The sequence below is a fragment of the Marisediminicola sp. LYQ85 genome (assembly GCF_046600695.1).
Taxonomy (GTDB): Bacteria; Actinomycetota; Actinomycetes; order Actinomycetales; family Microbacteriaceae; genus Marisediminicola.
In genome coordinates, this window is record NZ_JBKIWO010000002.1 from 584,061 (window position 1) to 605,853 (window position 21,793).

The 21,793-nt window shown below is 66.0% G+C and carries 20 protein-coding genes and 3 tRNA genes; 14 read left to right on the forward strand and 9 right to left on the reverse strand.

Annotated elements, in window-relative coordinates:
- Nucleotides 1–13 precede the first annotated feature (13 nt).
- The 8 genes from gnd (at nucleotide 14) to ACLHG5_RS11185 (ending at nucleotide 8,142) form a co-directional block, all read left to right on the forward strand.
- Nucleotides 14–904 carry a phosphogluconate dehydrogenase (NAD(+)-dependent, decarboxylating) gene (gene gnd, locus ACLHG5_RS11150; protein ID WP_411316639.1) on the forward strand — a complete coding sequence of 297 codons (891 nt, stop codon included), beginning with the start codon at nucleotides 14–16 and terminating at the stop codon, nucleotides 902–904.
- A gap of 39 nt (nucleotides 905–943) precedes the next feature.
- Nucleotides 944–2,152 (forward strand): DNA replication/repair protein RecF, encoded by a 1,209-nt coding sequence (gene recF / locus ACLHG5_RS11155; protein WP_411318867.1) that lies wholly within the window; start codon nucleotides 944–946, stop codon nucleotides 2,150–2,152.
- Nucleotides 2,149–2,640: a DUF721 domain-containing protein gene (locus tag ACLHG5_RS11160; RefSeq protein ID WP_411316637.1), complete on the forward strand. Its 492-nt coding sequence runs from the start codon at nucleotides 2,149–2,151 to the stop codon at nucleotides 2,638–2,640. The genes recF and ACLHG5_RS11160 overlap by 4 nt, the downstream gene beginning before the upstream one ends.
- A 162-nt stretch (nucleotides 2,641–2,802) precedes the next feature.
- Nucleotides 2,803–4,848 (forward strand): DNA topoisomerase (ATP-hydrolyzing) subunit B, encoded by a 2,046-nt coding sequence (gene gyrB, locus ACLHG5_RS11165; protein WP_411316636.1) that lies wholly within the window; start codon nucleotides 2,803–2,805, stop codon nucleotides 4,846–4,848.
- 66 nt (nucleotides 4,849–4,914) lie between these two features.
- A complete protein-coding gene (gene gyrA / locus ACLHG5_RS11170; protein WP_411316635.1) occupies nucleotides 4,915–7,479 on the forward strand; it encodes a DNA gyrase subunit A in 2,565 nt (854 codons plus the stop codon).
- Nucleotides 7,472–7,879 (forward strand): DUF3566 domain-containing protein, encoded by a 408-nt coding sequence (locus ACLHG5_RS11175; RefSeq protein WP_411316634.1) that lies wholly within the window; start codon nucleotides 7,472–7,474, stop codon nucleotides 7,877–7,879. The genes gyrA and ACLHG5_RS11175 overlap by 8 nt, the downstream gene beginning before the upstream one ends.
- Nucleotides 7,880–7,942: 63 nt before the next feature.
- A tRNA-Ile gene (locus tag ACLHG5_RS11180) sits at nucleotides 7,943–8,016 on the forward strand.
- Nucleotides 8,017–8,069: 53 nt separating this feature from the next.
- Nucleotides 8,070–8,142: transfer RNA gene (locus ACLHG5_RS11185), tRNA-Ala, on the forward strand.
- A gap of 133 nt (nucleotides 8,143–8,275) precedes the next feature.
- On the opposite strand, the gene ACLHG5_RS11190 is transcribed toward ACLHG5_RS11185, so the two are convergent.
- Nucleotides 8,276–8,887 (reverse strand): DNA helicase, encoded by a 612-nt coding sequence (locus ACLHG5_RS11190; RefSeq protein ID WP_411316633.1) that lies wholly within the window; start codon nucleotides 8,885–8,887, stop codon nucleotides 8,276–8,278.
- Nucleotides 8,888–9,009: 122 nt separating this feature from the next.
- On the opposite strand from ACLHG5_RS11190, the gene ACLHG5_RS11195 reads away from it, so the two are divergent.
- Nucleotides 9,010–9,549 carry a peptidylprolyl isomerase gene (locus ACLHG5_RS11195; protein WP_411316632.1) on the forward strand — a complete coding sequence of 180 codons (540 nt, stop codon included), beginning with the start codon at nucleotides 9,010–9,012 and terminating at the stop codon, nucleotides 9,547–9,549.
- Between the two features lie 163 nt (nucleotides 9,550–9,712).
- Nucleotides 9,713–10,411: a rhomboid family intramembrane serine protease gene (locus ACLHG5_RS11200; RefSeq protein ID WP_411316631.1), complete on the forward strand. Its 699-nt coding sequence runs from the start codon at nucleotides 9,713–9,715 to the stop codon at nucleotides 10,409–10,411.
- 87 nt (nucleotides 10,412–10,498) lie between these two features.
- Here the strand turns inward: ACLHG5_RS11200 and ACLHG5_RS11205 are convergent, their stop codons facing one another.
- A complete protein-coding gene (locus ACLHG5_RS11205) occupies nucleotides 10,499–10,771 on the reverse strand; it encodes a cell division protein CrgA (RefSeq protein ID WP_411316630.1) in 273 nt (90 codons plus the stop codon).
- Between the two features lie 75 nt (nucleotides 10,772–10,846).
- Between ACLHG5_RS11205 and ACLHG5_RS11210 the strand changes: the two genes are divergently transcribed.
- From ACLHG5_RS11210 to ACLHG5_RS11220, 3 genes are read left to right on the forward strand one after another with little or no spacing between them, the layout of a single operon-like run.
- Complete coding sequence (locus ACLHG5_RS11210) at nucleotides 10,847–11,602, forward strand: class E sortase (protein ID WP_411316629.1); 756 nt, start codon at nucleotides 10,847–10,849, stop codon at nucleotides 11,600–11,602.
- Nucleotides 11,602–11,760: a hypothetical protein gene (locus ACLHG5_RS11215; RefSeq protein WP_411316628.1), complete on the forward strand. Its 159-nt coding sequence runs from the start codon at nucleotides 11,602–11,604 to the stop codon at nucleotides 11,758–11,760. The genes ACLHG5_RS11210 and ACLHG5_RS11215 overlap by 1 nt, the downstream gene beginning before the upstream one ends.
- Complete coding sequence (locus ACLHG5_RS11220; RefSeq protein WP_411316627.1) at nucleotides 11,757–12,392, forward strand: anthranilate synthase component II; 636 nt, start codon at nucleotides 11,757–11,759, stop codon at nucleotides 12,390–12,392. The genes ACLHG5_RS11215 and ACLHG5_RS11220 overlap by 4 nt, the downstream gene beginning before the upstream one ends.
- Nucleotides 12,393–12,457: 65 nt before the next feature.
- Here the strand turns inward: ACLHG5_RS11220 and pknB are convergent, their stop codons facing one another.
- The 7 genes from pknB to ACLHG5_RS11255 form a co-directional block, all read right to left on the reverse strand.
- Nucleotides 12,458–14,152, reverse strand: a complete 1,695-nt coding sequence (pknB, locus tag ACLHG5_RS11225) for a Stk1 family PASTA domain-containing Ser/Thr kinase (RefSeq protein ID WP_411316626.1) — start codon at nucleotides 14,150–14,152, stop codon at nucleotides 12,458–12,460.
- Between the two features lie 64 nt (nucleotides 14,153–14,216).
- Nucleotides 14,217–15,971, reverse strand: coding sequence for a protein kinase domain-containing protein (locus tag ACLHG5_RS11230; protein WP_411316625.1), 1,755 nt, complete (start codon nucleotides 15,969–15,971; stop codon nucleotides 14,217–14,219).
- Nucleotides 15,971–17,410, reverse strand: a complete 1,440-nt coding sequence (locus tag ACLHG5_RS11235; protein ID WP_411318870.1) for a peptidoglycan D,D-transpeptidase FtsI family protein — start codon at nucleotides 17,408–17,410, stop codon at nucleotides 15,971–15,973. The genes ACLHG5_RS11230 and ACLHG5_RS11235 overlap by 1 nt, the downstream gene beginning before the upstream one ends.
- The gene (locus ACLHG5_RS11240) at nucleotides 17,410–18,831 is read right to left on the reverse strand and encodes an FtsW/RodA/SpoVE family cell cycle protein (protein WP_411316623.1); all 1,422 of its coding nucleotides are present in this window, start codon (nucleotides 18,829–18,831) and stop codon (nucleotides 17,410–17,412) included. The genes ACLHG5_RS11235 and ACLHG5_RS11240 overlap by 1 nt, the downstream gene beginning before the upstream one ends.
- Nucleotides 18,824–20,068 (reverse strand): Stp1/IreP family PP2C-type Ser/Thr phosphatase, encoded by a 1,245-nt coding sequence (locus ACLHG5_RS11245; protein ID WP_411318873.1) that lies wholly within the window; start codon nucleotides 20,066–20,068, stop codon nucleotides 18,824–18,826. The genes ACLHG5_RS11240 and ACLHG5_RS11245 overlap by 8 nt, the downstream gene beginning before the upstream one ends.
- A gap of 6 nt (nucleotides 20,069–20,074) precedes the next feature.
- Nucleotides 20,075–20,617 carry an FHA domain-containing protein gene (locus ACLHG5_RS11250; protein ID WP_411318875.1) on the reverse strand — a complete coding sequence of 181 codons (543 nt, stop codon included), beginning with the start codon at nucleotides 20,615–20,617 and terminating at the stop codon, nucleotides 20,075–20,077.
- A complete protein-coding gene (locus tag ACLHG5_RS11255) occupies nucleotides 20,614–21,330 on the reverse strand; it encodes an FhaA domain-containing protein (RefSeq protein WP_411316620.1) in 717 nt (238 codons plus the stop codon). The genes ACLHG5_RS11250 and ACLHG5_RS11255 overlap by 4 nt, the downstream gene beginning before the upstream one ends.
- 272 nt (nucleotides 21,331–21,602) lie before the next feature.
- Here ACLHG5_RS11255 and ACLHG5_RS11260 point away from each other — a divergent pair.
- Nucleotides 21,603–21,689 (forward strand) — tRNA-Leu (locus tag ACLHG5_RS11260).
- Nucleotides 21,690–21,793 lie beyond the last annotated feature (104 nt).

Genomic DNA, 21,793 nt, shown 5'->3' on the forward strand with positions numbered 1-21,793 from the left:
AGAAGAGACAACCATGCACATCGGAATCGTCGGCCTCGGAAAAATGGGCGGCAACATGCGCTCACGCTTGCAGCAGCACGACATCGAGGTGACCGGTTTCGATCGCAACCCCGACGTGACGGATGTCGCCGACCTCCCCGGCCTCGTCGAGGCCCTGCCGGCTCCGCGCACCGTGTGGGTCATGGTGCCCGCGGGCGCCCCGACGACGGCTGTCGTCACCGAGCTCGTCGGTCTGCTCGACGAGGGTGATCTCATCATCGATGGAGGCAACTCGCGTTTCAGTGACGACTTCGTGCACGCGGCGCTCGCCAAAGAGAAGAAGATCGAGTACCTCGACGTCGGAGTCTCCGGTGGAGTCTGGGGGCTCGCGAACGGGTACGGCCTCATGGTCGGTGGCGAGAAGCACGTCGTCGAGCGTGTGATGCCCGTGTTCGACGCGCTCCGCCCCGAGGGCCCTCGCGAGGAGGGCTTCGTGCACGCGGGCGACACCGGCGCGGGTCACTACGCGAAGATGGTGCACAACGGCATCGAATACGCCCTCATGCAGGCGTTCGCCGAGGGATACGAGCTCCTCGACAAGCGCGACGACATCGTCAAAGACGTCACGGGCACATTCAAGGCCTGGCAACGCGGCACCGTCGTGCGCTCCTGGTTGCTGGAACTGCTCGTCAAGGCGCTCGAGGAGAACCCCGAGTTCGACGACATCGAGGGCTACGTCGAAGATTCCGGTGAAGGACGGTGGACCGTCGAAGAGGCGATCGCCAACGCCGTTCCGGTTCCGACCATCAGCGCGTCGATCTTCGCTCGTTTCGTCTCGCGTCAAGAAGACGGCTCACCCGCGATGAAGGCTGTCGCCGCCCTCCGCAACCAGTTCGGCGGGCACGGAGTCAAGAAGGCCGAGTGATGTCATGACTCGGGCACCGGGCATCCGCGTGCGTGCCGGATGCTAGTCACTCACCTAGACCTCACCGACTTCCGCAATTACGAGCGCGCCGATCTCGCGCTCGTTGCGGGATCGAACGTCTTCGTCGGCAGCAACGGCCAGGGCAAGACCAACCTCGTCGAGGCCCTCGGCTACCTGAGCACGCTCGGGTCGCACCGGGTGTCGACTGACCACGCGATGATCCGTCAGGGGTGCGAGTCGGCGATCGTGCGAGCGCGCCTACGAAACGGGGAGCGCGAGATCCTCGCCGAAGTGCAATTAAACCGGTCTTCGGCCAACCGGGCGCAGATCAACAGGTCGGCGATCAAGACGCGGGAGTTGCCGCGCTATTTCTCGAGTGTCACGTTCGCTCCCGAAGACCTGTCTCTCGTCCGGGGTGAACCCTCCGGACGACGGCGGTTTCTCGACGAATTGCTCGTGTTGCGCAACCCGAGATTCTCGGGTGTCTTCTCCGACTACGACCGCGTGCTCAAGCAGCGGAACACGCTGCTCAAATCTCTGAGGGCGTCAGGGGTCAAGATCGACTCGGTGTCGACGCTCGACATCTGGGACGAGCGCCTCGTGACGCTCGGGAGCGAGATCATCGACGCGCGAGTGGGTCTCGTCTCGACGCTGCTGCCCGAGGTGAGCCGCGCCTACGTCGCCATCGCTGGAGAAGACCACTCCGCCACGCTCGGCCACCAGCTCACGATCGCGCCCGATGCGGATTCCGCTTTTCCGGAGTTGTCCACCGACGGGGTGCTCTCGGGGGCCATTGATGCGGCGCGCGTGGATGTGCGGGCGAGATTCACAGCCGGTCTCGCCGCGGTTCGGCGGGCCGAGGTCGATAGAGCGACGACCCTCATCGGCCCGCACCGCGACGATGTGGTGTTGAGCCTCAACGGCATGCCCGCGCGCGGTTTCGCAAGCCACGGTGAATCGTGGTCGTTCGCCCTCGCGCTCAAGCTCGCGTCGGCGGAGGTGCTGCGTCGGGATTCCGCGTCGGGCGACCCCGTGCTCATCCTCGACGACGTCTTCGCCGAGCTCGACCAGTCGCGGCGTGGCCGGCTCGCGTCGGCCGTCGGTGGTTTCGAGCAAGTGCTCATCACGGCGGCGGTGCTCGACGACGTGCCCGACGCTCTCGCCGCCAACATGGTTCACATCTCGCGAGGCCGCATCGTCGTCGATCCCCGTGAGACCTCCGCTGCTCACCCGGAGGAGGAGAGATGACGGAGGACCGCTCCGAGGCCCAGCTCGTGTTCGAGAGGTTCCGTCGGGTGTTCGGCGACGGTCAGTCCCGATCGAGGGATGCGCGCAAGCGCGCGACTCGGGAGCCGGGATCCAGTGCGGCATTCGGGGCAGGGCGGGATGCCCACGGGCTCGGCGACGTGCTCGATTCGCTCACCCAGACACTGGGCTGGAACTCTCCTCTCGCGCAGTCCGATCTGCTCGCGTCGTGGGCCGACATCGCCGGTGCCGAGACAGCGGAGCACTCCACGCCGGTCGGCATCGAAGACGGGGTGCTCTCGGTGCGGTGCGACTCCACGGCGTGGGCGACCCAGTTGAGGATCATGCGTGTGCAGGTGATGAATCACATCGTTTCCACCTATCCGGATGCCGGCATCACGTCGGTGCGTTTCGAGGGGCCGGGTGCCCCCTCATGGAAACGCGGCCCCAGATCAATCCCAGGGCGTGGCCCCCGCGATACTTACGGCTGACAAGGCAAAAGAGGTCGGGGGATAAAAATAAAGTCCTCAGAGGCCCGTTTAGCGCCGCCGCACCGTCGGTATTTGGTAGAATGACGAGGTCCTCGAGGCAGCTTCCCTGGGAGCCCGGCCGCGGTAGACAGAGCCGATCTTCCTGGTAGGAGCACATTCCATATGACGACGACGCCCGCGACTGGTGAGCCCGACGACTCGACGACGGACCCCGGAGCGGAGGCGACGCCGACGGGTGAGCGCGCGCGGTCCGACGACGCCTACGGCGCCGACCAGATCCAGGTTCTCGAAGGTCTCGACGCGGTGCGCAAACGCCCCGGAATGTACATCGGATCGACGGGACCGCGCGGTCTGCACCACCTCGTCTACGAGGTCGTCGACAACTCCGTCGACGAGGCGCTCGCGGGGCACTGCGACACGATCATGATCACGATGCTGCGCAACGGCGGAATCAAGGTCGTCGACAACGGCCGCGGCATCCCCGTAGACCTCAACAAGTCGGAGAACAAGTCGACTGTCGAGGTGGTTCTGACGATCCTCCACGCGGGAGGAAAGTTCGGCGGCGGTGGGTACTCCGTCTCGGGTGGCCTCCACGGTGTCGGAATCTCCGTCGTCAACGCCCTCTCGCGCGAGCTCGACGTCGAGGTGCACCGCCAGGGTTCGGTGTGGCGCCAGAGCTACACGCACGGTGTTCCGAACGCCCCGCTCGAGAAGGGCGAAGACGCGAGCGACACCGGAACGACGGTGACCTTCTGGCCGAGCGCCGAGACCTTCGAGACGATCGAGTTCGACTATGAGACTCTGCGCGCCCGATTCCAGCAGATGGCCTTCCTCAACAAGGGCCTCACGATCACCCTCATCGACGAGCGCGAGCGCAAGAACGACGACGGCACCGAGGCCGAGCCCGTGGAGGTCACCTACCTCTACGAGAAGGGTCTCGTCGACTACGTCGAGTATTTGAACACGGCCAAGAAGGCCGATGTCGTTCACCCCGACATCATCTCGTTCGACCTCGAAGACACGAAGCTCAAGATCTCGGTCGAGGTCGCCATGCAGTGGACGACCGCCTACCAGGAGAGCGTCCACACATACGCCAACACGATCAACACCCACGAGGGCGGAACCCACGAGGAGGGTTTCCGTGCCGCGCTCACCACTCTCGTCAACAGGTATGCCCGCGAGAAGGGGATCATCAAGGAGAAAGACGAGAACCTCACGGGTGACGACGTGCGCGAAGGCCTCACCGCCGTGATCTCGGTCAAGCTCGCCGAGCCGCAGTTCGAAGGTCAGACGAAGACGAAGCTCGGAAACACGATCGCGAAGTCGTTCGTGCAGCGCATCGCGGCCGAGCAGCTCAACGACTGGTTCGACCGCAACCCCACGCAAGCTCGCGACGTCATCCGCAAGGCCATCCAGGCGTCGCAAGCGCGTCTCGCCGCGCGCAAGGCGCGCGAGCAGACCCGCCGCAAGGGGCTGCTCGAGTCGGGCGGAATGCCGGGCAAGCTCAAAGACTGCGCGAGCAAAGACCCGAGCCTGAGCGAGATCTTCATCGTCGAGGGTGACTCCGCCGGCGGTTCGGCTGTCCAGGGGCGCAACCCCGAGACCCAAGCGATCCTGCCGCTGCGAGGAAAGATCCTCAACGTCGAGAAAGCGCGCCTCGATCGAGCGCTCGGCAACAACGAGGTGCAGGCGATGATCACCGCGTTCGGTGCGGGCATCGGCGAAGACTTCACCCCCGAGAAGGCGCGCTATCACAAGATCGTGCTCATGGCGGATGCCGACGTCGACGGCCAGCACATCACGACGCTGCTGCTCACGCTCCTGTTCCGTTACATGCGCCCCCTCATCGACCTCGGGTACGTCTATCTCGCCCAGCCGCCGCTCTACCGGCTCAAGTGGACGAACTCGCCAGACGAATACGTCTACACCGACCGTGAGCGCGACGCCCTCCTCGAGGCGGGACTCGCGGCAGGCAAGCGCATCCCGCGCGAGAACGGCATCCAGCGCTACAAGGGTCTCGGCGAGATGGACTACAAGGAACTGTGGGACACCACGATGAACCCCGAGACGCGCACGCTTCTGCAGGTGACCCTCGACGACGCTCTCGTCGCCGACGAGATCTTCTCGACGCTCATGGGCGAAGACGTCGAATCACGACGCAATTTCATCCAGCAAAACGCCAAAGACGTGCGATTCCTCGATATCTGACGCCGTCGTCCGACTTCGACGACCGACGCTGACGCGCGAACATCCAGAAACGAATAGTGAGTAACCATGGCTGACGAGACACCTGACGAGAACGAACCGCAGATCGCGGGTCGCGAGATCGACATGTCGCACGACAAGGTCGAGAAGGTCGACCTCCAGCTCGAGATGCAGCGGTCCTACCTCGACTACGCGATGAGCGTCATCGTCGGGCGTGCTCTTCCCGAGGTGCGCGACGGTCTCAAGCCCGTGCATCGTCGCGTCATCTATGCGATGTACGACGGGGGCTACCGCCCCGACCGCTCGTTCTCGAAGAGCGCTCGCGTCGTCGGCGAGGTCATGGGTCAGTTCCACCCGCACGGTGACTCCTCGATCTACGACGCGCTCGTGCGCCTCGTGCAGCCGTGGAACCTCCGCTACCCGCTCGCGCTCGGGCAGGGCAACTTCGGTTCCCCCGGCAACGACGGCGCGGCCGCATCCCGTTACACCGAGACGAAGATGGCCCCCCTCGCTCTCGAGATGGTGCGCGACATCGACGAAGACACCGTCGACTTCTCCGACAACTACGACGGCCGCACCCTCGAGCCCGACGTCTTGCCGTCGCGGTTCCCCAACCTCCTCGTCAACGGATCGGTCGGTATCGCGGTCGGGATGGCGACCAACATCCCGCCGCACAACCTCCGCGAGGTGGCCTCGGGCGCCCTGTGGTCGCTCGAGAACCCCGAGGCGTCGCGGGAAGAGCTGCTCGACGCCCTCCTCGAGCGCATCAAGGGGCCCGACTTCCCGACGGGTGCACAGATCCTCGGACTCAAGGGCATCCAAGACGCCTACCGCACCGGTCGCGGGTCGATCACGATGCGCGCGGTCATCAACGTCGAAGAGCTCCGCGGGCGCACGTGCCTCGTCATCACCGAACTGCCATACCAGGTCAACCCCGACAACCTCGCGATGAAGATCGCGGAGCTCGTGCGCGAGGGCAAGCTCGCCGGGATCGCCGACATCCAAGACGAGACCTCGGGTCGCACCGGACAGCGCCTCATCATCGTGCTCAAGCGCGACGCCGTCGCGAAGGTCGTGCTCAACAACCTCTACAAGCACACCCCACTGCAGGAGAACTTCGGCGCGAACATGCTCGCCATCGTCGACGGGATTCCGCGCACCCTGCCGATCGACGGCTTCATCACGGCGTGGATCGCCCACCAGATCGACGTCATCATCCGCCGCACGACCTACCGCCTCAAGAAGGCCGAGGAGCGCGCCCACATTCTGCGCGGGTACCTCAAGGCTCTCGACGCCCTCGACGAGGTCATCGCACTCATCCGTCGTTCGGCGACCGTCGAAGACGCGCGCGACGGTCTCATCGACCTGCTCGACATCGACGAGCTGCAGGCTCGCGCGATCCTCGACATGCAGCTCCGCAGGCTCGCGGCGCTCGAGCGCCAGAAGATCCTCGACGAGGCCAACCAGATCGAGGCCGAGATCGCCGACTTCAAGGCCATCCTCGCGAGCCCCGAGCGTCAACGCACCATCGTGAGCACCGAGCTCACCGAGATCGTCGACAAGTTCGGCGACGATCGTCGCACCGAGATCATGTTCGGATTCGACGGAGACATGAACGTCGAAGACCTCATCCCCGAAGAGGAGATGGTCGTCACGGTCACGCGCGGGGGATACATCAAGCGCACGCGGAGCGACAACTACCGCAGCCAGCACCGCGGCGGCAAGGGCGTCAAGGGCGCCCAGTTGCGCGCGGACGACGTCGTCGAGCACTTCTTCGTGACGACGACCCACCACTGGTTGCTGTTCTTCACGAACAAGGGGCGGGTCTACCGCGCCAAGGCATACGAGGTTCAAGAGGCGGGCCGAGACGCCAAGGGCCAGCACGTCGCCAACCTCCTCGCGATGCAACCCGACGAGTTCATCGCGCAGATCCTCGACATCCGCGACTACGCCGCGGCCGAGTTCCTCGTGCTCGCGACGCGCGGTGGGCTCATCAAGAAGACGGCGCTCACCGAGTACGACACGAACCGCACGGGCGGGATCATCGCGCTCAACCTGCGCGACGACGACGAACTCGTGTCGGCGATGCTCGTGAACGTCGACTCCGACCTCCTGCTCGTCTCCCGCAAGGGCATGTCGATCCGCTTCACGGCGTCGAATGAGGCACTGCGCCCCATGGGTCGCTCCACGAGCGGCGTCATCGGAATGCACTTCCGCGACGACGACACCTTGCTCGACGCGTCCGTCGTCACCGACGAGGGATACGTGTTCGTGGTGACGGAGGGCGGGTACGCCAAACGCACGAGCGTCGACCAGTACCGCGTGCAGAACCGCGGTGGTCTCGGCATCAAGGTGGCGAAGCTCGCGGCCGATCGGGGTGACCTCGCGGGTGCCCTGATCGTCTCCGAAGACGACGAAGTGCTCGTCGTGCTCGAAAGCGGCAAGGTGGTACGCTCATCTGTCGCTGAGGTGCCGGCCAAGGGTCGTGACACCATGGGGGTGGTTTTCGCGCGATTCGCCGAGAACGATCGCATCATCGAGGTTGCGAAGAACAGTGAACGTAATCTTGATGCGCAGAGCGCGGAGACAGCGAGTGAGAGCTCTGCTGGAAAGGACGAATCAGTAGATGAGTAGCGTCGCCGAGAAACTCCAACGCAAGGCACCGAAGAAGGCCAACACCAAGCAGGTGCGGCTGCGGTTGGTCTACCTCGACTTCTGGTCGCTCGTGAAGCTGTCGTTCCTCTCGGCCGTGTGTCTCGGCATCGTGCAGGTCGTCTTCGCGGTTCTCGTCTGGCTGCTGCTCGACGCGACCCAAGCGTTCGCCTCGATCGACACGCTCTTGCGCGACGTATTGAACGACGAGAACTTCACGATCACGGCCGAGTTCTCCCTGACGCAGGTCGGGCTGTTCGCCGTCATCGTCGCGGCGCTCAACGTCGTCGTGGGCACCGCTCTCGGAGCGATCTTCGCGGTGCTCTACAACCTCGCGGCACGCGTGACGGGCGGACTGCTCGTCGGTTTCCAGAACAACTAGGTCGCGAGAGGCGAGACGATTTAGTGTTTCGCGGGCGGTGCGATACTCTCGTATCTGCCCTGCGGGGCTATAGCTCAGGCGGTTAGAGCGCTTCGCTGATAACGAAGAGGTCCCTGGTTCGAGTCCAGGTAGCCCCACTCGGATGCTCGCATCCGACAGTTCCACCTCGTGTGGGGCGCAGTCCCTCCACGGGGCCTTAGCTCAATTGGTAGAGCGCCTGCTTTGCAAGCAGGAGGTCAGGGGTTCGATTCCCCTAGGCTCCACATCGAGCTCGTGCTCACCTTCCCCTTATCGCGCGGCTTCTCGCGCGATCCGGCGGCGTTCGCCGATGCGCGGCGAGAAACAGAAAGCGCCAGCGACCCGAGGGCCGCTGGCGCTTGTGACACAACCGGTGAGCTACTCCTTGGGAGCCTCGATGTCGTCACCCTCATCGAGAACCCAGAGCTCGTCGTCGGCGCGGAGCGTCTGGTAGGCCGCGTAGGCGATACCGGCGACGGCGACGACGCCGAGCGAGATGAGAACCCATCCGCCGAAGCCGAGCGACGGCTTGGGCTTCACGAAGCCCGCCTTCGTTCCGACGGTCGTGTAGGCCTTGGATGCTTTCTTGGATGCCGCAGAGAAGGCCTTGTTGGCGTTCTTGCTCACGCGGTCGCTCGTCTTGTGCACTTGCTTCACAGCTTCGCGCACGCGGGGGTCCTTCGACACCTCGAGCGTGGCGAGAGCCGACGCGAGGGCACCGGAGACACCCGGGAGCACGTCGTGGACGATCTTGTGACGAGCGTCGCCGACGGCACCGCGAGCGGTGGAGACGGCGGGAACGACGTAGTCGTCGTAGGCGCCGCGTGCCCGGGGCACGACCTCTTCGCGGGAGACGTTGCCGAGCTGGCGACCGGCCTCACGAACGACGTTGCTCGCGTGGTCGAGGACGTCACGCTGCTCTTCCCACAGCTCGGAGGAGGTCTTCCTCAGTCGCTTCAGTTCTTTCGCGCGTTTGCGTGACAATCCCATGAGATCACCCTCCGGTAATGGTTGTGAACGGATCCCATCCTTTCACGCTGCCGCCTGTGGACCAATACCGCGCAAGCTGGACGCACGCTGAGTGTTCGCCGGGCCTGTGGGAGAATCGAGGTATGTCTACGCACACACACGTCGCCACACTCAACACGAACCTCGGCGCCATCCGCGTCAACCTCCTCGGCAACCACGCCCCCAAGACGGTCGCGAACTTCGTCGGCCTCGCGACGGGCGAGATCGAGTGGACTCACCCGGGCACCGGAGCCACCACGAAAGACAAGCTCTACGACGGTGTCGTCTTCCACCGCATCATCGACAACTTCATGATCCAGGGTGGGGACCCTCTCGGCCAGGGAACCGGTGGACCCGGCTACCAGTTCGACGACGAGATCAACCCCGAGCTCGACTTCACCAAGCCCTACGTCCTCGCTATGGCGAACGCCGGCATCCAGGGTGGCCGGGGAACGAACGGATCGCAGTTCTTCATCACGACCGTTCCGACCACGTGGCTGCAGGGCAAGCACACGATTTTCGGTGAGGTCGCCGACGAGGAGTCCCGCGACGTCGTCAAGGCCATCGAAGCCGTTAAGAAGGATGGCCGCGACCGTCCCATCGACGACGTCGTCATCGAGAGCGTCACGGTCGAAGCGGCCTGACCGCTTCCCTGTTCCACCGATGAGCAACGCAGGAGACGGCCGCACTGACACGTGTTACCGGCATCCGGACAGGCAGAGCTTCATCCTGTGCCAGCGATGCGGGCGCACGATCTGCCCGGAGTGCCAGACGCAAGCCGCGGTCGGCTTCCACTGTCCGGAGTGCGTGCGCGAAGCGCGTGCGTCCGCTCCGCGCACGAAGCCCCGGCTCGTCACGCGCGTGAAGCGTGCCGGGACCGACGGTTCGCCGATCGTCACCTATTCGATCATCGCGATCACCGCGGTCGTCTTCCTGCTGCAGCTCGTCTCACGAGGTGCGGTCACCAACCTGCTCTCGTACTACCCGGTTCTCACGGTCATCGAGCCGTGGCGCATGCTGACGTCGATCTTCGTGCACTCCGACGGTTCGTTCTTCCACATCATCTTCAACATGCTCGCGCTGTTCCTGTTCGGTCGGGTGATCGAACAGGCCGTGGGCCGCTGGCGCTTTCTCGCGCTCTACCTCATCAGTGGGTTCGCGGGGTCGGTCGCGGTGCTCGTGCTCGATCCGTCCGGCGGAGTCGTCGGGGCGTCGGGTGCGGTCTTCGGGTTGCTCGGGGCGTTCTTCGTGATCCAGCGCGGTTTCGGGGGCACGAGCCCGCAGCTCTTGATCCTGATCGCCATCAACCTCGGGCTCGGGTTCATCCTCCCGGGCATCTCGTGGCAAGCGCACGTCGGGGGCCTCATCGCGGGTGTCGCGATCGGCTTCATCTTCATGAAAACCCGCTCGCCGCGAAAGAAGGCCGCACAAGCTCTGATGCTCGTCGGCGTCGTCGCTGCTCTGCTCGCGATCACCGTGGTGCGCGTGCTCACTCTGCTCGCCTAGGGGTTATCCACAGGCCTATCCACACTGGGGATAGTTACAGGCGTGTAATTGTCGGCAGAAGTGCCGACAGCCGTGTGCCCCGAGCGCTCAGCGCCACCGAGTGGTCATGAGGAACCCGAGGAACAGGATCCCGAAGCCGACCAGGATGTTTCCGTCACCGAGCTGGGCGATCGGGAGGGTCGTGCCGCTCACGTAGAACGTGATGATCCAAGCGAGGCCGATGAGCATGAGGCCGAACATGATGGGCTTGAACCACACCGGGTTGGGCGCATCGTCTCCCGCCCGCGTCGAGGAGCCTGTACGGTCGGGTCCATCGTTGTCAGGGGATGCGAGCGTGCCGCGGTCGTTAGATCTGGCCATGCCGGAATACTACCGTGCCCTCCATCTGCGCTTTCCGGCCATCGCGCGTTCACGAGACGGCCGTAGACTCGGCGCATGGTCTCGGGGCGTCGCGCGCAGCGCAAGTCGCGAAGACGGGGTGTGGTCTCCGCAATCGTCGGAGTCGTCGGCGAACTGCTGCTCACCGCCGCCGTCTTCATCTTTCTCTTTCTGGGCTGGCAGCTGTGGCTCAACGACATCATCGTCGGGGGCGAACAGCAGAGCGAAGCGCAGCAGTTCGGCCAGCAGCTCGGAGGTGCCGCACCGGCGACCCCCGTCGAACCCGGGGAGGACTTCGGCGATCCCGTCGTGAGCGCCGTCTCCGACGAGACCACGAAGTTCGCCAACCTCTATGTGCCGCGGTTCGGAGCGGACTACGTGCGCACGATCGCGGAGGGCGTGGGTGAAGGCGACGTGCTCACCGAGGGCATCGGGCACTACCCCGACACCCAGATGCCCGGCGAGATCGGCAACTTCGGTATCGCGGCGCACCGCACGACGCACGGGGCTCCGTTCAACAGGATCGCCGACCTGCAGGTGGGCGACCGGATGTACGTGCAGACCGAAGACGGCTGGTACACCTACGTCTACCGCTCGAGCGAATACGTGCTGCCCACGGGGGTGGGGGTTCTCGAACCCGTTCCGCAGTCACCCGACATCGAACCCACGGAGCGTCTCATCACCCTCACGAGCTGCAACCCGCTCTTCTCGGCGCAGGAACGCATCATCGCGTACGGGGTGTTCGAGTCGTGGCAACCGGCATCCGCGGGCGCCCCCGAGGAGATCGCATCGATCGTGGGAGAGGGAGCCTGATGTACGCCGCACTGTTCCGCGCACTCCCGGGCCCCGTGTGGCTCAAGGTCGTACTTTTCCTCGTCCTCATCGCCGCCGTGCTCGCCCTGTGCGTCACGGTCGTCTTCCCGTGGCTCAACACGTTCGTCAATCAGACAGAGGTTACGGTGGAGCAATGACCCGTGTTCTCGTGATCGACAACTACGACAGCTTCGTCTATACGCTCAACGGCTACCTGCTGCAGTTGGGCGCCGAGACGACCGTCGTGCGCAACGACGACTTCACCGCGCGAGATGCGGCCTCGGTCATCGCGGACTACGACGCCGTGCTCATCTCACCCGGTCCCGGAGCGCCCGCAGACGCGGGAGTGTCGATCCCGGTCGTCTCCGCCGCTCTCGACTCCGGCCAGCCTCTGCTCGGGGTGTGTCTCGGCCACCAGGCGATCGCCGAGGCTCTCGGCGCCACGGTCACCCACGCCGACGAACTCATGCACGGCAAGACCTCTCTCATCACGCACGACGACAGCGCCTTCTATTCGGGCGTGCCGCAGCCGTTCACCGCTACGAGGTATCACTCGCTCGCGGTCGTCGACGAGACCGTGCCCGACGAACTCGTCGTGACGTCACGGACCACGGGGGGTGTCGTCATGGGCCTCAAGCACGACGAGGCACCCGTGTACGGAGTGCAGTTCCACCCCGAATCGGTGCTCACCGAGGGTGGCTACCTCATGCTCGCGAATTGGCTCGATGTGGCAGGACTGCCGACCGCTCGAGACGCGGCATCCGGTCTCACACCGCTCGTCAACCTGTAGGCGCCACGGTCACGTCGGTGCGCCGTCTCTGCTGACCGTTCTCTCGTGGCCTAGGGCTCCCGGGATCAGCCGGAGCACCACGTGACGCTGATCTCCGAGCGTTGCGGGTGCTCACCCGCAGGCAGGGACTGCGCCGTCACCTCGCCGCCGGCGCAATTGGGGTCCTGCACCGGGACGATGTTGAGTTCGAGCTCACCGAGGGTCGTGTTGGCGGTGTTGATCGGTTGTCCGACGACCGACGGGATTTCGACGAGGCCGTTGCTCACGAAGAGGTTGACCGTGTCACCCTCCCGCAGGTTGGCCCCCGACTCGGGATCGGCGCGGATGACGACGCCCTCGGGGATGCTCGTCGACCGCTCGGGTGTGCTCGAGCCGTAGACGAGACCGCGGTCCTCGATCGCCTCGATCGCTTCGGCCTCGGGGCGCTGATCGAGCGCCGGCACCGTCGTGGGGTCGGGACCGATCGACACGTAAACGCGAACGGGCTGACCGGACGCGACGCGCGCTCCCGGCTCCGGGTTCGTGCTGATGACGATTCCCTCGTCGATCGTGTCGCTCGCCTGACTGAGTTCCGACGGCACGAGGTCGGCTGCCTCGAGGGTCGCCGCGGCATCCTCGTAGGTCTGGCCCTCGACATCCGGAATCGTCACCGACAACCCCGAGCTGATCGAAGGCGGTTCGTCGGGCAGGTTGACGACCCAGAAGACGACCGCCACGAGCATCGCGACGAGCACGGCGAAGCCCGCCCAGATCCATGCGACCGGGGGCCGGGGCTGGGTGCGCACGACACGCTCGTCGTCGGGTGTGAGCTGACGCAGAGCGGCGTTCGATCCCTGGGCCGCGTGCGGGTTGATGCCGAGAACGACGTTGTCGACCTCGCGCGCGGGCATGCGCCGCGTGGGGATCTCCCCCGCCGCGGCCGACTCGACGTCGGCACGGAACTCGGCGGCCGTCTGGTAGCGGTCGAACTTGTCTTTGCTGAGCGAGTGGAGCACGACGGCGTCGATCGCGGGCGAGACGGCCGAGTTGAGGCTGCTCGGCGCCGCGGCGGCTTCGCTGATGTGCTGGTAGGCCACGGCCGCGGCACGCTCACCGCGGAACGGGGCCTGGCCGGTGAGGAGCTCGAAGAAGATGACGCCGGTCGAGTAGAGGTCGGTGCGGGCATCGACCGTCTCGCCGCGCGCCTGCTCCGGCGAGAAGTACTGTGCTGTTCCGAGAACGGCGCCCGTCTCGGCGACCGTCGCGGAGTTGTCGGACACCGCTCGCGCGATACCGAAGTCCATGACCTTGACCTGACCGCTCTGCGTGATCATGACGTTGCCTGGCTTGATGTCGCGGTGCACGAGAAGGGCCCGGTGGCTGTATTCGAGAGCCGTGAGGATCTGCGCGACGATGCGCGACGCCTCCTTCGGGTCGAGGGGTCCCTCGGCGATGATGTCTCGCAGGAGTCGTCCGTCGACGTACTCCATGACGATGAAGGGCACTTGCCTGTCGACGCCGTCGGGGCCCGTGACCGTCTCCTCGCCCGCGTCGAACACGCGAACGATCGTGGGGTGCGCCATGCGCGCGGCCTTCTGTGCCTCCTCGCGGAAGAGCAACCGGAACTTCGGGTCGGTCGCGAGAGACGGCTTCAGGAGCTTGATGGCGATCTTGCGATTGAGCCGGCTGTCGACCCCGACATGCACATCGGCCATTCCGCCTCGCCCGATGAGGTCGCCGATCTGGTACCGGCCGGCGAGCAGGCGAGAACCATCGGTCACGTGTCGATCTCCAAGCGCAGGGTAAGGGGTCTCAACACTCTACCCGGCGGCGCGAGCGGCAACCCTACTCTTGGGGTTCGGGCTCCTCCGGGTCGGGAGCGGGCTCGGCTTCGGCCTCGGCGATCGGCAGGGCGAGGGTCGCGGAGTCCTCCGACTCCACACCCGAGCACTGCGCGAGGTAGCTCACCGTGGTCTCGCCGGAGTCGCCCACCGTGACACGCAGGGTCGAGGTCGAGCCGGGCACGGGGTTGGCCGGCGCGAATGTGCCGTTGCTCACCGAGAAGGTGAAGGCTGTGAGCGAGGTTCCGCTCGGGCACCCCGTGTATGCGGGGATCTGCACGGCGACTTCGGAGCCGGGTTCGAACGGTCCGCCCGGCGCGCTCAGGGCGCCCGGGGTGTCGGGCTGGCGCACGGCCGTGTAGATCGAGAGGTTCACGGTAGACCCGAGCTCGACGTTGCCGCGCGGGCTGATCGCGTAGACCGTTCCCTCGAGGGCGGGCTCGGGGGCGGGGTCCCCGTCGTTCGCGACGGGGTTGAGCCCGAGCTCGGTGAGCTGAGCAGTCGCATCCGCCTCGCTGAGACCGATGAACTGCGATCCGTCACCGAGCTCGACGACGTTGCTCTCGGTCGGTGTCGGGCTCGGCGTCGGCGAGGGGCTCGGGGTGGGAGACGCGGATGCCGACGGCCGCGGTGACGCAGACGGCTCGGGGTCGGCATCCGACTCACCGAGGAAGTAGACGATGAGGAAGATGAGGGCGATGACGATGAGGCCGGAGAGGATGATGAGCGGCCACATCCACGGGCTGCGCTTCTTCTCCTCGTCGTCATCCTGGGGAGGCTCGCCGCCGACGCCGCCCCCCGCTGCGCCGACAGCGCCGGCAGACGTGAGCAGGCGCGTGGCCTGGGTCGGCATGTCGTCGCTCGAGAACGCTTCGGTCGCGAGCGATGCGCCGACTCCACCGCCGATGATGGCGGGCACGGACGCGGCAGCACCGTTGACGTCGCCGCGACGCAGAGCCTGGGCGGCACGCGCGAGGTGTGCCGCCGACGCGGGGCGGTCGGCCGGCTTCTTCGCGATGCTCGAGTAGACGAGGTTGCGCACCGGCTCGGAGACCGTCGCCGGAAGGTCGGGCGGGGTGTCGTTGATCTGCGCCATCGCGATCGCGACTTGAGACTCGCCCGTGAACGGACGTCGACCCGCGAGGGCCTCGTAGGCGACGATGCCGAGAGAGTAGACGTCGGTCGTCGACGAGGCCGACTGACCGCTCGCCTGCTCGGGCGAGAGGTATTGCACGGTGCCCATGACCTGGCCGGTAGCAGTGAGGGGAACCTGGTCGGCGAGACGTGCGATGCCGAAGTCGGTGATCTTGACGCGGCCGTCCGGCGTGATGAGCAGGTTGCCCGGCTTGATGTCGCGGTGGACGAGACCGGCGGCGTGCGCCGCGTGGAGTGCGAGAGCCGTCTGCGCGACGATATCGAGGACGCGGTCGGTCGACAGCACGCGCTCGCGCTCGAGGATGGTCGAGAGCGCCTCGCCGGGAACGAGCTCCATGACGAGGAAGGCGCTGCCGTCTTCTTCTCCGTAGTCGAAGACGTTGGCGATGCCCTCGTGGTTGACGAGGGCGGCGTGGCGCGCCTCGGCGCGGAAACGCTCGAGGAAGCCCGGATCGCCGAGGTACTCGTCTTTCAAGATCTTGATCGCGACCGTTCGCCCGATCACGAGGTCTGTGGCTTCCCAGACCTCCCCCATGCCGCCGATCGCGACGCGAGTGGAGAGCTGGTACCTGCCTCCGAAGGTGAGGCCGCTCGTTGGTCTCATTAGTTCAGCACCGCCTCTATCACTTGCCTTGCGATCGGAGCCGCAACCGAATTACCGAAACCCTCGCCGTTCTCGACGACGACAGCGACCGCCACCCGGGGGTCGTTCGCAGGCGCAAACCCCGTGAACCACAGAGTGTTCCCCGCCCCGTCGTTCTGCGCCGTACCGGTCTTCCCGGCCACATCGACTCCGCTTATTCTTGCATTACTGGCCGCGCCGTTGTTCACGCCGTCGACCATGAGTTCTGTCATCGTCGCGGCGGTCTCGCTGCTCACGGGAGTGTTCAAGACCGTCTCCTCGAACTCCTCGATCGGGGTCAGGTCGGAGTCGGAGATCGACTCGATGAGGCTCGGCTGCATGAGCTCGCCCTCGTTGGCGAGGGCGGCCGAGACCATCGCGATCTGCAGCGGTGTCACGCGCACGCTCGCCTGTCCGAACGACGAGAGATAGAGCTGGGCTTCGTCCATGTCGTCTTCGGGGAAAACGCTCGGGGTCACCGACTGCGGAATCTCGAGGTCCTGCTCGAAGCCGAACGCGTCGGCGTAGTCGGAGAGGGTCTGCGAGCCGAGCTCGCCACCGAGCTGGGCGAAGGGGATGTTGCAACTCAAGCGGAGCGCGGTGGCGAGGGTGGCGTTCTCGGTGCCGCCGCAGTTGCCGCCCTCGGCGTTGGAGATCGTCTGCCCGTCGGTGAGGGGCAGCGGCAGGCGCGGCGGGTTGGGGAACTCGCTCTCGGGGGTGTAATCACCGGTGTCGAGGGCGGCCGCCGCGGTCACGAGCTTGAAGACCGATCCCGGCGCGTAGAGGTCGCCGCCGATCGCGCGGTTGAACAGCGGGCCCTCGGGGTCGGCGATCAATTCGTCGTAGGCCTCGATGACCGCGGGGATGTCGTGGGAGGCGAGGCGGTTGGCGTCGTAGGTGGGCTTCGACACCATGGCGAGGATCTCGCCGGTCTGCGGGTCGAGGGCGACGACCGAGCCGGTGTTCGAACCGAGGGCGTCCCACGCGGCCTGCTGCACCGCGGGGTCGATCGTGAGCTCGACGGATGCGCCGCGAGGGTTCTGGCCCGTGAAGATCGCGTTCACCTGGTCGAAGAACTGGTCGTTCGCGGTGCCGCTCAAGTAGTCGTTGAGTGCCCCCTCGATGCCCGTCGTGCCCTGGTTGAGGGTGAAGTACCCGGTCACGGCGCTGTAGAGCTCGGGGTTCTCGTAGGTGCGCAGGAACCGGTACTCGTCGTCGACGGGGGTGGATGACGCGATCGGCGTTCCGTCGACGAGGATCGGGCCGCGCTCGGCGGAGTAGCTCGCGTAGAGCGTGCGGGTGTTGCGACTGTCGGCTCGCAGGTTGTCGCTCTCGAAGACCGTGACGATGGAGCTCGACACGAAGAGGGCGACGAACATCGCGAGCACGACCAGGCTGACGCGGCGCAGTTCCTTGTTCATCAGTCGACCACGACCCTCGGTTGATTGCGCACGGTGTCGGACAAGCGCAGCAGGAGCGCGGCGATGATCCAGTTGGCGATGAGCGACGACCCGCCGGCGGCCATGAACGGCGTCGTGAGACCCGTGAGCGGAATGACGCGCGTGATTCCACCGATGACGATGAACACCTGCAGGGCCACGACGAACGCGAGCCCGACGCCGAGCAGTCGGCCGAAATCGTCTTGCCCCGCGAACCCGATGCGGAAGCCCCGGGAGACGAAGAGCAGGAAGAGGCCGAGAATCGCGAAGAGTCCCGTGAGCCCGAGCTCCTCGCCGAGGCTCGCGATGATGAAGTCGCTCTCGGCGAAGGGCACGATGTCGGGGCTGCCCTGGCCGAGACCCGTGCCGATGATGCCGCCGTCGGCGAGACCGAAGAGACCCTGCACGAGCTGGTAGCTGCCACCGATCTGGGTGTAGACGTCGTTGTCGAACGCCGAGAGCCACCCGTCGAATCGGCTCGCGACGTATCCGAGCACCGATTGGGCGGCGAGGGCGCCGCCCACGAAGAGTCCGAGACCGAGCAGGATCCAGCTCAACCGCCCCGTCGCGACGTAGATCATGATGAGGAAGAGCCCGAAGTACAAGAGCGAGGTTCCGAGGTCGCGCTGGAAGACGAGCACGCCCATCGCCGCGACCCAGATGATGAGGATCGGGCCGAGGTCGCGAACGCGCGGAAACCGCATGCCGAGGAACTTCTTGCCGACCATCGAGAGGCTGTCCCGCGCGGTCACGAGGTAGCCGGCGAAGAAGACGGCGAGGGCGATCTTCGCGAGCTCACCGGGCTGGAACGAGAGCGGAACGCTGCCGTCTTCGCGCTGCGGGCCGATTCCGATCCACACTTGCGCACCGTTGATCTCGCGGCCGATGCCGGGGATGAGCGGAAGCAGGAGCAGAGCGATGCCGAGGAACATCGCGATGTAACGATAGCGCTGCAGAACCCGGTGGTTGCGGATGACCACGAGCACGACGAAGGCCGCGAGCATGGCGACGGCGGTCCACGCCATCTGCCGGATGCCGGAGGCGCCCCAGCCCTCGCGCCCCGCGGCGAGGTCGAGCCGGTAGATCATCGCGATGCCGAGGCCGTTGAGCACCGTCGCGATCGGGAGGATGAACGGATCCGCTTGCACGGCGACGATGCGCAGGGTGATGTGCATCGCGAGAGCGAGACCAGCGAGGATCGCGGAGTAGGTGAAGAGCTGTTCGCTCACCGTTCCGAGCACACCGAGCTGCACGAGCACGAGCGACGCGACATTGATCGCGATCGCGAAGAGCAAGAGCACGAGTTCGAGGTTGCGGAGCTTGGCGGGTTCGCGCAGACGGATCTTGATCGCCTCGGTGAACGGGGTGCGCGAACCGCTGTCGACCTGCGTCGAGCTACTCATCGCCCACCTCCGCGAGCCGGTCGACGATCGCTTCGGCGCCGTCGAGGGAGTTGGCGTTGATCGTGTTCTCCACGCGCTCGCGCGTGTAGGGCGGGAGGCTTTCGAGCGTCACGCTCGTCTGCTGGTAGATGCTCGAGAGGGAGAGGGGGCCGACATCCGCTTGCACTCCCTGATAGATCGCGACCGTCGTGCCGTTGGCCCCGACGAAGTAGCGGGTCTGCGTCCACTGGTAGGCGACGACGAGGGAGACGACGAGCGCGATGATCGCGAGGCCGATGGCCACGAGCCACGCGATGCGGCGATTGCGAGCTCTGCGCCGGTCTTCGAGGATGAGCTCGTCGAGGTACTCCTCCGATTCGGGCTCGAAGTGCTCGGGCTCGGGAGGGATCGGACGCAGCGGGTGCAGCAGCATCGTCGGCAGTCGCAGCGGACGCCGGCTCGGCTCGGGCTCGAATGAGAGCGGGGCCGAGGCCGACCCGACGAGAACGGGGGGCACCGACGACGATGCGCCCGACTCGTCGATGTCGACGAGCACAACCGTCACGTTGTCGGGGGCACCGTTGTCGAGGCTCTCCTTGACGAGACGGTCGGATGCCTCGGTCGCGTCGGCGACACTGTCGAGCACGGCGAGGATCTTGTCATCGGAGACGTAACTGCTCAAGCCGTCGGAGCACAGCATCCAACGATCGCCCGGCCGGACATCGAGAATCGTCGTGTCGATCTCGGGCGCCGCGTCGACGTCGCCGAGAACGCGCATGAGCACCGAGCGACGCGGGTGCACCGCGGCCTCCTCGGGGGTGATGCGGCCCGAGTCGACGAGCCTCTGCACGAAGGTGTGGTCGGCCGTGATCTGCTCGAGCTCACCAGCGCGCCAACGGTAGACCCGCGAGTCGCCGATGTGAGCGAGAGCCACCTGGTCGCCGACCCGGAGGATCGCGCTCACCGTCGTGCCCATGCCCGTGAGCTCCTGGTGCTCGAAGACCGTCTCGGCGAGGAGCGAGTTGGCGGCGAGGAGCGCCGACTGCAGGGCGAACTCGGCGTCTTGCGCCGACGAATAGGCGGTGTCGGTCTCGATGATGCGCTTGACCGCCATCGCCGAAGCGACATCGCCGCCCGCGTGCCCTCCCATGCCATCGGCGACCACGAACAAGCGGGCTCCGGCGTAACCGGAGTCCTGGTTGTTGGCGCGCACCTTCCCCACGTGGGAGACGGCCGCGCTCTTGCCCGCAGTGGCCATGAGCGCTTACCGCCGGAGCTCGAAGCTCGTCGTGCCGATCTTGACCGGAGCGCCGAGAGGAACCTGCGTGGGCACGTCGACCCTGATGCCGTCGAGGAACGTGCCGTTGGTCGAATCGAGGTCTTGGATGACCCACGAATCGTTGAGGAGCATGAGACGAGCGTGGTGCGTCGACGTGTAGTCGTCGCGGATCACGAGGCCGCTCTCGCTCGACCGCCCGATCGTGAGTGGCTTCGAGCCGAGCGGGATCTCGATCCCCGCCTTCGGGCCGATCGTCACGACGAGCCTGCTCGCCGTGAGGGCGGTCGCCGCCGGCGCGGAGTTGTGGGGGAGAGAACTCGCAGGCGTCGGTCGAGGGGTAGCCGCGACGGGAGGTGCGGACTGCTGATACGCGACGGGGGCGGGGGCCGGGACGGCGGCATCCGCACTCTGGCGTCGCGGGCTCGACCCGAACAGATCGGATCGGAGGGCGTAGACGATGCCGAAAATGAACAACCAGAGAATCACCAGAAAGGCGATCCTCAGGATGAGGAGCGTGAGCTCACTCACTGGGCGCTGCCTCGCTCACGGCCTGCGTTTCGCGCAGCGGATGGATCGACGGTTTGGGCGAGCACTCGGAAAACAATACGGGTTCTGCCGATCGTGATGACCGAATCGGGGGCCAGGAGCGCTTTCGTGACCGGCTCGCCGTTGAGTTTGGAGCCGTTCGTAGAGCCGAGATCCTGCACTTGCGCGCGCTTGCCGTCCCACAGCACCTCGACGTGTTTGCGCGAGGTTCCGGTGTCGTCGATCGTGATGTCGGCGTCGCTGCCACGCCCGATGACGGTGCGCGAGCGAGTGAGTGGGTGGCGCTTGCCGGCGATCTCGAGCACGGGAGTCCAGGCGACCTCGCCCGACACGTTCGTCGAATCGATGCGGATGATGCCCTCGCTCAACGACGTGTCTTCGGAGAGACGGATAGTCACGGCTCCCGCGAACTGGTAGCCCTGAGCGGTCGCGTGCGTGTGCACGAGCCCGGTGAGTTCGTCAGTGAGACTCGACCCCATGCTCGACATGCGCTGGAAGTCGGTGCGGCCGAGCCGCACGGTGAAGTTGTTGGGCACGAGGATGCGGTCGCGGGAGACCACGGCGGCCTTCGTGTCGAGCTCGCGTCGGAGGGCACTCGTGATCTCCACGGGGGCGAGGCCGCTCCGGAACGTCTTGGCGAAGGTGCCGTTGACGACGCGCTCGAGCCCTTGCTCGAAGTTGTCCAACAGGCCCACGGTGTCCTCTATCCGGTCGTTGCGCAGTTGTCAGTATGCTAGCGGCCCTCCCGGGAGGTGCCCTGCGCGGTGGGGCGGGACGGGGTCGCGGTGCGCGGGTGATGGCCGGCTCGGCGCTCGACTCGGCGCATCCGCTGCCCGTTTCGGCATCCGCGCGGCGAAGGTGCACGGCGGATGCGAATTCGGGCGGCGGAACGGGCGGGTGAAGCGGTGGCGGTGGCCGTCTGGGCACCGGATGTCGCGGCATCCGCTGTGCTAATGTCGCTGAGTCTGCGCGAGTGGCGAAATTGGCAGACGCGCACGGTTCAGGTCCGTGTGCCCGAGAGGGCATGGGGGTTCAAGTCCCCCCTCGCGCACCAGGGTGAGTTCAGCCTTTAGCTTGAAAGAGTTCGGCTTTTACAATTTGAGGGCCGATCGGGTGAGATATCCCGGTCGGCCCTCTGCCGTTTCCGCCTGTTTCCCC